This window comes from Kitasatospora sp. NPDC054768, assembly GCF_053612025.1.
On the sequence record NZ_JBSHBN010000270.1, the window covers coordinates 1 to 7,198 of the forward strand.

At 74.3% G+C, this 7,198-nt stretch carries 11 protein-coding genes; 7 read left to right on the forward strand and 4 right to left on the reverse strand.

The window, feature by feature from the left end:
- Together ACWGKU_RS39625 and ACWGKU_RS39630 are read left to right on the forward strand one after the other, a co-directional pair.
- Nucleotides 1–1,013: cytochrome b (locus ACWGKU_RS39625; RefSeq protein ID WP_452191795.1), on the forward strand; the 1,013-nt coding region annotated here is incomplete at its 5' end.
- 30 nt (nucleotides 1,014–1,043) lie between these two features.
- On the forward strand, nucleotides 1,044–1,484 hold the full coding sequence (locus tag ACWGKU_RS39630; RefSeq protein WP_452180923.1) for a PPOX class F420-dependent oxidoreductase: 441 nt from the start codon (nucleotides 1,044–1,046) through the stop codon (nucleotides 1,482–1,484).
- 172 nt (nucleotides 1,485–1,656) lie between these two features.
- Here ACWGKU_RS39630 and ACWGKU_RS39635 read toward each other — a convergent pair whose 3' ends face one another.
- A complete protein-coding gene (locus ACWGKU_RS39635; protein ID WP_359900185.1) occupies nucleotides 1,657–1,926 on the reverse strand; it encodes a DUF1876 domain-containing protein in 270 nt (89 codons plus the stop codon).
- A gap of 168 nt (nucleotides 1,927–2,094) precedes the next feature.
- Here ACWGKU_RS39635 and ACWGKU_RS39640 point away from each other — a divergent pair, with 168 nt between their 5' ends.
- The 4 genes from ACWGKU_RS39640 to ACWGKU_RS39655 all read left to right on the forward strand — a co-directional run bounded on the left by ACWGKU_RS39640 (nucleotide 2,095) and on the right by ACWGKU_RS39655 (nucleotide 4,575).
- Nucleotides 2,095–3,027, forward strand: a complete 933-nt coding sequence (locus ACWGKU_RS39640) for a YndJ family protein (protein WP_452180922.1) — start codon at nucleotides 2,095–2,097, stop codon at nucleotides 3,025–3,027.
- Nucleotides 3,024–3,536: a DUF1990 family protein gene (locus ACWGKU_RS39645; RefSeq protein ID WP_452180921.1), complete on the forward strand. Its 513-nt coding sequence runs from the start codon at nucleotides 3,024–3,026 to the stop codon at nucleotides 3,534–3,536. Before ACWGKU_RS39640 ends, ACWGKU_RS39645 begins: the two co-directional genes overlap by 4 nt.
- A 149-nt stretch (nucleotides 3,537–3,685) precedes the next feature.
- Complete coding sequence (locus ACWGKU_RS39650) at nucleotides 3,686–4,333, forward strand: hypothetical protein (RefSeq protein ID WP_401054810.1); 648 nt, start codon at nucleotides 3,686–3,688, stop codon at nucleotides 4,331–4,333.
- On the forward strand, nucleotides 4,330–4,575 hold the full coding sequence (locus ACWGKU_RS39655; RefSeq protein ID WP_401054812.1) for a hypothetical protein: 246 nt from the start codon (nucleotides 4,330–4,332) through the stop codon (nucleotides 4,573–4,575). Before ACWGKU_RS39650 ends, ACWGKU_RS39655 begins: the two co-directional genes overlap by 4 nt.
- Here the strand turns inward: ACWGKU_RS39655 and ACWGKU_RS39660 are convergent.
- The 3 genes from ACWGKU_RS39660 to ACWGKU_RS39670 are packed head-to-tail and all read right to left on the reverse strand — an operon-like array spanning nucleotide 4,543 to nucleotide 6,545.
- Nucleotides 4,543–5,385, reverse strand: a complete 843-nt coding sequence (locus ACWGKU_RS39660) for a zf-HC2 domain-containing protein (RefSeq protein ID WP_452191797.1) — start codon at nucleotides 5,383–5,385, stop codon at nucleotides 4,543–4,545. The two genes, ACWGKU_RS39655 and ACWGKU_RS39660, sit on opposite strands and share 33 nt — an antisense overlap.
- Nucleotides 5,382–5,939 carry a sigma-70 family RNA polymerase sigma factor gene (locus ACWGKU_RS39665; protein ID WP_452180925.1) on the reverse strand — a complete coding sequence of 186 codons (558 nt, stop codon included), beginning with the start codon at nucleotides 5,937–5,939 and terminating at the stop codon, nucleotides 5,382–5,384. The genes ACWGKU_RS39660 and ACWGKU_RS39665 overlap by 4 nt, the downstream gene beginning before the upstream one ends.
- Nucleotides 5,940–5,987: 48 nt before the next feature.
- Nucleotides 5,988–6,545 (reverse strand): hypothetical protein, encoded by a 558-nt coding sequence (locus ACWGKU_RS39670; protein WP_452180919.1) that lies wholly within the window; start codon nucleotides 6,543–6,545, stop codon nucleotides 5,988–5,990.
- Between the two features lie 195 nt (nucleotides 6,546–6,740).
- Between ACWGKU_RS39670 and ACWGKU_RS39675 the strand changes: the two genes are divergently transcribed.
- On the forward strand, nucleotides 6,741–7,130 hold the full coding sequence (locus ACWGKU_RS39675) for a thioredoxin family protein (protein WP_359900171.1): 390 nt from the start codon (nucleotides 6,741–6,743) through the stop codon (nucleotides 7,128–7,130).
- Nucleotides 7,131–7,198 lie beyond the last annotated feature (68 nt).

Below are 7,198 nucleotides of genomic sequence, written 5' to 3' on the forward strand. Positions count from 1 at the left end.
GCCACGACATCGTGCCGCGCTTCTTCACCATCCACGTGCTGCTGATCCCGGGCATCATGCTCGGCCTGCTGGTGGCGCACCTGATCCTGGTCTTCCACCACAAGCACACCCAGTGGGCGGGCCCCGGCAGGACCGAGAAGAACGTCGTCGGCATGCCGCTGATGCCGGTCTACCTGGCCAAGGCCGGCGGCTTCTTCTTCCTGGTCTTCGGCATCATCGCACTGGTGGCCGCGATCGCGACCGTCAACCCGATCTGGGCGTACGGCCCGTACCGGCCGGACCAGGTCTCCACCGACGCCCAGCCCGACTGGTACATGGGCTTCGCCGAAGGCCTGATCCGGATCATGCCCGGCTGGGAGGTCGGGCTGTGGGGGCACACCCTCAACCTCGGGGTGCTCATCCCGTTCGCGCTGTTCCCGCTGGTCCTGGGCGCCATCGCCGCCTACCCGTTCCTGGAGGGCTGGGTGACCGACGACAAGCGGGAGCACCACCTGCTCGACCGGCCGCGCAACGCGCCCGTCCGCACCGCGCTCGGCGCCGCCTGGATCAGCGTCTACCTGGTGGCACTGGTGGCCGGCGGCAACGACCTGATCGCCACCCACCTGCACCTGTCGCTCAACTCCATCACCTACGCCGCCCGCGTCGGCTTCTTCGCCGTCCCGGTCGCCGTCTTCGTCATCACCAAGCGCTGGTGCCTGGGCCTCCAGCGCCGGGACCGCGACAAGGTGCTGCACGGGCGCGAGACCGGCATCGTCAAGCGCCTGCCGCACGGCGAGTTCACCGAGGTGCACGCCCGGCTCTCGCCGCAGGAACTGCACCGGCTCACGGCGCACGAACAGCCCCGCCCCCTCGAACTGCCCGCCCCGGTGGACGAGAATGGAGTGGCCCGCCCGGCCGGTGTGCTCACCCGCACCCGGACCCGGCTCTCCCGCGGGTTCCACGGCGAGGGCAGCCGGATCCCCAAGCCCACCGCCGAGGAGTTCCGCGAGATCACCGAGGGCCACGGGCACTGACCCGCACCCCCGATGGCACAGGGAGGACAGGTGCACCACCGAACCGACCGGCTCGCCGACAGCAAGTACCTCCTGCTCACCACCTTCGGCGAGGACGGCAGCCGGATGGAATCGCAGCTCTGGGTGGTGCCCGACGGCACGGCCCTCGGGATCTGGGCCCCGGCCCACTCCGGCGAGGCCGAACGGATCCGCCGCCACCCCCGGGTGCTGATCGGCCCCTGCGACGCCCACGGGCGCCCCACCGGCCGCCCGGTCCCCGCCCGGGCGCGGCTCTGCGACGCCGACGACACCGCCCGCTACCGCACCTCGCTGATCAACAAGTACGGCCTGACGGCGCTGGTCGTGCTGGCCCGCAGCCGGTTCCGGGTGGGGCTGGCCGGAACGGTCGGCATCCGGATCACGCTGAACGAACTGGAACAGCGGCTGGTCGGTCCGGACTGGCAGCCGCCGAGCGGCTACTGCGTCAACTGACGGACCGCGTCACCCGACGGGCCGCCGATCCCCACGGAGTGCCGGGGCCCCGGAAAAGGGCGGCCCCGGCGCTCGGCGCTTCCGAAGCCGTTCACGACGGCGGGTAGGAGGTCACGGCGGCGGGCAGGGCGTCGGGGACGCCGGGACGGGCCCGGGGCCTGCGGGCCGGAAGTCAGGACAGCGGATGCGTCGGGACCGGGCTGACCTCCTGGATCTCGCCGTGGGCCTTGGTGAGCAGCTGCGAGGCGAGCTCGTTGAGCGCGCGGGCCCCCGCGATCTCCTCACCGACCCTCAGCTGCTCCGGGTCGGAGGGGTGGCGGCTGCTGTAGCCGTGGGCGCGCAGTTCGCTCCCGTCGCCGAGCCGCAGCAGTGCGGCGGCGCTGGTCCGCGGCCCCTCTTCGCGGAACTCCATCTCGATGTGCCAACCGACCAGAGTCTGCATGGCGGATCACCTCCATCGGTTACTCCTCCAGAGTGCGCCGCACCCACGGTGAACACCAGGCCAGCCCGACGGGGGGCAACATCCGGGGCCGAGTTGAACGCGTTCAACTCGGCCGCGTAGAGTCGGCGACGCAAGCCATTTGAACACGTTCAAGGGGGTGTGCCCGCGATGGGAAAGGGCACCACGGAGCTGGTCGACCTGCTGATCCTGCTCGGCATGGGCGCCGTCGTCCCGCTCGGCCTCGCCCTCGTCGACGAGCCCGGGCTCACCCGGATCCGCCGGCTCTGGCCGCTCGCCGCCGTACCCGGCGCGCTCTCGCTCTGGCTGCCCCGCGGCGGTCCGGCCACCGGCTGCGCCCTGCTCTACGCGCTCGGCACCCTGGCCGTCGCCCTGCACGCGCCGCTGCGGCTGGCCCGCACCCGCTCGCTCGCGCCCGCCGAGATCGCGGTGCTCACCGCACTCGCCGCGCCCTCGGTGGCCGGGGTCGCCCTCGTCGCCGAACGCTCCGGCTACCCGCTGTTCGGCTTCGAACCGCACATCCTGGCACTCACCGTGCCGCACTTCCACTACGCCGGGTTCACCGCCGCCCTGGTCGCCGGACTGGTCTGCCGCGCCGCCCGCCCGGGCTCGGCCGCGGCCCGCTGCGCGGCGCTCAGCGTCCCGGCGGGCACCCTGCTGGTGCTGGCCGGATACTTCCTCGGCAACTGGTGGCAGTTCGCCGGGGCCGCCGTACTGACCACCGGAATGTGGCTGGTCGGCCTGGTCACCTGGCGCGAACTGCGGCCCCACAGCGGCGATCCCGTCACCGCCCGGCTGCTCGCCGCCTCCTCGGCCGTCCTCGCGCTCACCATGCTGCTCGCCCTCTGGTGGGCACTCGGCCGGGCCGCCGGACTCCCCCACCCGACCCTGACCTGGATGGCCGCCACCCACGGCGTCGGCAACGCGCTCGGCTTCGCGCTCTGCGCCCTGCTCGCCTGGCGCCGGATCGCGGCTGATCGGACTGCCGCGGGCCGGACCGCCGTGGACCGCACTGCCGCGGAACGGACCGCCATGAACCGGACCGCCGCGGCCGGGACCGATGCAACGGAGACCGCTCGATGAACGACTACAGCTACCCCGAGCAGGGCGCCAGCCGCACCGGCGAGCTGCCCGCCGGCTACAACCACCTGCGGCACAGCGCACTCATCGGCCACGGCCGCCCCGCGCTGGAGGCCGCCGGCGCCGCCCTGCTCGACTGGCGGATGCACCGGCTCGCGGGCGTCCGGATCGACGCGGCGGCCGACCGGGCCGCCCCCGGCGTCGCCGTGCGGTGCGCCATCGGCCTCGGCCCGCTGCGGGCCGGCGCCCCCAACCGGGTGCTGGCCGCGGTCGACGGCCCGGACCGGTACGGCTTCACCTACGGGACCAGGACCGGGCACCTGGCCCGGGGCGAGGAGACCTTCCTGGTCGAGCTGACCCCGGACGGCGGGGTCCGGTTCTCCGTCACCGCCTTCAGCCGACCGGTCGCCCGGTACGCCCGGCTCGCCGGCCCCCTGCTCCCCCTCGCCCAACGCGCCTTCGCCCACCACTGCGGCCGCGTCCTGGCCCGGATCGCGGCCCGGGCCGGCTGAGCACCGGCCGCCCCCACTCACCCGACGCACCTTCACCCACCACTGCGCACGCGCACCGACCCGGAGCACGGCGCGGGCCGGCCGGACGGCGGGCGGGCTGTGGGTAAATCCGCTCGTCGGGGCGGTGGTCCGTTCGGGATGATCGGCGGATGATGTCGATACGACCGGTCCTGGAGATCTTCGCCCCCGACGGCTTCGCGCTCTGGCCGACGGGCAGCCACGAGCCGTACGGGAGCCTCACGCTGAACGGGCGGCGGACGGCGGCCGAGGTCGGTACGGCGGTGTGGCGGCTGGCCGACTGCAACGACGTCGAGCCCGAATCCGAGCAGGCCGAGGAGCGCGGGCCGCGCCCGGCGGACCCGCTGGGCGGCTTCCTGCACGGGCTGCTCACCGAGTCGCACCCGTACGCCCCCGGCGGCCTGGTGGTGACCGACTCCGTCACCGGCGCCGTCTTCGAACCGGGCTGCTGCAACGGCCTGGAGGACTGGCGCGAGTGGCTGAACGTCACGGACGGCTCCGGCACGGCCTGGTTCGGGCACGACCCCGACGCCCGGGCCGAGTGCGTCGGCCGGGTCGTCCGGCTGACCCAGAACGCCGAGAACGGCGAGGGCCCGGTGATCGAGCTGCCGGTGGACGAACTGCGCCGGCTGCTCGCCGGAGTCGAGCGGGACCTGCGGGACTTCCTCGCCCTGGCCGCGCGCTGGGCCGGGCAGCAGCTGCCCGAGCACGCCGCCGCCGTCACCGCCGCGCTCGCCCGGGCACTGGACCTGGAGCCGGCCCCGGAGCTTCCGTCATGACCAGCTTCCACACCCACCGGGCCCGGGTGCACGACGCCGTGCTCCCGCCGTACCGGCGGCACAGCTTCGAGCCCGCGCTGCGGGTCGGCTGGAGCCGGACCTGGCGGCGGGAGCACATGACCGGCTCCGGCGAGCCGAGCCCGCACTGGCCGGGCGTGCGGGGCACGGCCCGGGTGGAGCGGCTGGAGTCGTACACGGTCGACCTGGAGTCAGGTGTGGTGCGCCGGGACCGCGACCAGTAGCGCGCCGCTGTCCTGGACCCGGACCTCGAAGTGGTCGATGTCCCCGGGCTGGAGGGCCGCCCCACCGGTGGTGCGCACGGTACCGTCCCCGCCCCCGTAACCGCTCGCGGGGACGGACCAGCTGGTGACCGTCTGCTGCTCGCCGGTGCGCGGGACGGCGACCAGCCGGCACGTCAACGGGCCTTGGACGCCGGAGAGTTGCAGGCTCACCCGGGTGCCCCAGGTGGTGCCGTCCAGGCCGACGGTGGCGTGCGCGCCGGTGCTCGGGTCGGTGGCGCTGAACTGCTCGGCCACCGCGACCACGGCGGGCGTGTGCTCGGCGGTGAGCACCGCGGCGGTGACGGCGGGGCCGGCCGCCACCATCGCGGTCGCGGCCAGGGCCAGCACCAGTCGCCGGATCCGGCCCCGCCGCCGGGTGGTGCCGACCTCGGCGACCAGTCGGTCCAGCAGCTGCGGGCCCGGCTGCGGGGCGGAGCCGGCCGGGTCCGTTCCGGCCGCCCGCACGGTGGCCGAGTACTCGGCCAACATCGGCTCCACGGAGCCGAGTTCGGCCACCTTTTCGGCGCACTGCGGGCAGTCGGCGAGGTGCTGTTCGAAGGCGGTGTGCTCGGCGGGCTCCAGCAGGCCGAGGACGTACGCGCCGACGTCCACGTGCTCCGGGCCGACGACGGGATCACGAGGTGTTCCGGAGCTGCCGCGATGAGCGCCGGAGGCCTCGGGGTGTGCACCGGAGGCCTGGTGGTGAGCGCCGGAGGCGTCGCCCCGCGGGCCGGGCGTCCCGTCGGGGTCCGGGTCGGGGTGTCCGGTCACGATGTCACTCCCCGTTCCTCCAGCGCGAGCCTGAGCGAGCGCAGCGCGTAGAACACCCGCGAGCGCACCGTCCCGGCCGGGATGCCGAGTTCGGCGGCCGCCTCGACGGCCGTGCGGCCCTTCAGGTAGGTCTCGACGATGATCTCCCGGTGCGCGGGCGACAGGTCGGCCAGTGCGTCCGCGACGGTCATCATCCGCAGGGCCCGGTCGGTCTCCTCCTCGGCGGGCACCTGCTCCAGCACCGCGGCGTCCACCTCCCGCGGCCGGGCCATGGCGCTGCGGTGGCCGTCGATCACGATCCGCCGGGCGACCGTGACCAGCCAGGGCCGCAGTGAGCCGGCCTCCGGGTCGAGCCGGTGGATGTTGCGCCAGGCGCGGACCAGCGTCTCCTGCACCACGTCCTCGGCCCGCTGCCGGTCCCCGGCGACCAGGTGGAGCACGAACCCGAACAGCGGACCGGCGTGCTCCCGGTAGAGGGCGCGCATCAACTCCTCGTCCGGCGCCGCCGTACCGTGGCCGCCGGCGCGTCCGACGGGGTGCTGCTCGGTCACCACTTCATCGTTGCGCACCCGGGCCTCCCGGTCGAGGGCGGTCGGGACCGGTCAGTAGCCCGGGGTGCTGGGCATCGGGTTGCTGGGCGCCGGGGTGCCGGGCATCTGCGGGGAACCGGCCGCGGTGCCCGCCCTGCCGCCGCTCGGGGTCAGCGCGAACCAGGTGCCGCCGACGCCCTGGCCCTTGGTGTCGCCGGGCTTGGTGTCCGGCGAGTAGCGGTAGGCCGGCCAGCCGTTCAGGGTGACCTGCTTGGTGCCGTCGGCGCGGGTGACGGTGCCGACCAGCTTGCTGTCGATGCCCTTCACCGTGACGTTGCCGTTGGCGTGCTCGGGCGGCCAGATGACGGCGCAGCTGCCGTTGCAGGAGGACTCCGGCGGGCTGTTCCGGTCCTGGTCGAAGCGGTAGAGCGTGAAGCCGGCGCTGTCGGTGACGATCGTGCCCAGCTTCGGGTCCTGGGCGGTCTGCATGGTGACGCCCGCCGGGGCGCTCGGGCTGCTCGACGGGTGCGACGAGCCGCCGGACGACCCGCAGCCGGCGATCAGGGCGGCGGCCGCGATGCCGGAGGCGGTCAGGACCAGGGTCCGGCGGGTGCGGAGTGTGGCGGGCATGGGGTGCCTCCCGCGGGGGAAGGGGTCGGGACGGACCGGACACCCTTCTGTACGGGTGGTGGCCGCCGAGTGCTCAACCCCGGCGCCGGGAGTTCCCCGGGCCCCCCGCAACTCCCCCGGAATACGCCGCCGACCGGCACCGTTGTGCCGGGCGACGGTCTGAGCCGCCACCTCCGGAAGGGAAGGAATCACGAGATGAGCAGCACGGTCGAGCTGACCAAGGAGAACTTCGACGACATCGTCCCGGGCCCGGAGGGCAAGGACTTCGTCTTCATCGACTTCTGGGCCGGGTGGTGCGGGCCGTGCCGCCAGTTCGCCCCGGTGTTCGAGAAGGCGGCCGAGCGCCACCCCGACCTGGTCTTCGCCAAGGTGGACACCGAGGCGCAGCACGAGCTGGCCGCCGCGTTCGAGGTCCAGTCGATCCCGACGCTGGCGATCGTCCGCGAGGGCGTACTCGTCTTCTCGCAGCCCGGCGCCCTGCCGGAGACGGTGTTCGAGGACCTGATCAACCAGGCCCGCAACCTGGACATGGCCGATGTGAAGCGCAAGGTCGCCGAGGAGAGGGCGGCCGGCGGCCAGGCCTGATCCGGACGCGGCCGGTACCGGTCCGGACGCCCGGGGGCCGGGGCCCGGGGAGCACCGTCTCCCCGGGC

What these genes read in the sequence shown, in the direction of transcription:
- ACWGKU_RS39670 (WP_452180919.1), bottom strand. Translation starts at nt 6,545, where the DNA reads ATGCCCGCCACACTCCGCACCCGCCGGACCCTGGTCCTGACCGCCTCC.
- ACWGKU_RS39645 (WP_452180921.1), top strand. Translation starts at nt 3,024, where the DNA reads ATGAACGACTACAGCTACCCCGAGCAGGGCGCCAGCCGCACCGGCGAG.
- ACWGKU_RS39655 (WP_401054812.1), top strand. Translation starts at nt 4,330, where the DNA reads ATGACCAGCTTCCACACCCACCGGGCCCGGGTGCACGACGCCGTGCTC.
- ACWGKU_RS39675 (WP_359900171.1), top strand. Translation starts at nt 6,741, where the DNA reads ATGAGCAGCACGGTCGAGCTGACCAAGGAGAACTTCGACGACATCGTC.
- ACWGKU_RS39635 (WP_359900185.1), bottom strand. Translation starts at nt 1,926, where the DNA reads ATGCAGACTCTGGTCGGTTGGCACATCGAGATGGAGTTCCGCGAAGAG.
- ACWGKU_RS39640 (WP_452180922.1), top strand. Translation starts at nt 2,095, where the DNA reads ATGGGAAAGGGCACCACGGAGCTGGTCGACCTGCTGATCCTGCTCGGC.
- ACWGKU_RS39650 (WP_401054810.1), top strand. Translation starts at nt 3,686, where the DNA reads ATGATGTCGATACGACCGGTCCTGGAGATCTTCGCCCCCGACGGCTTC.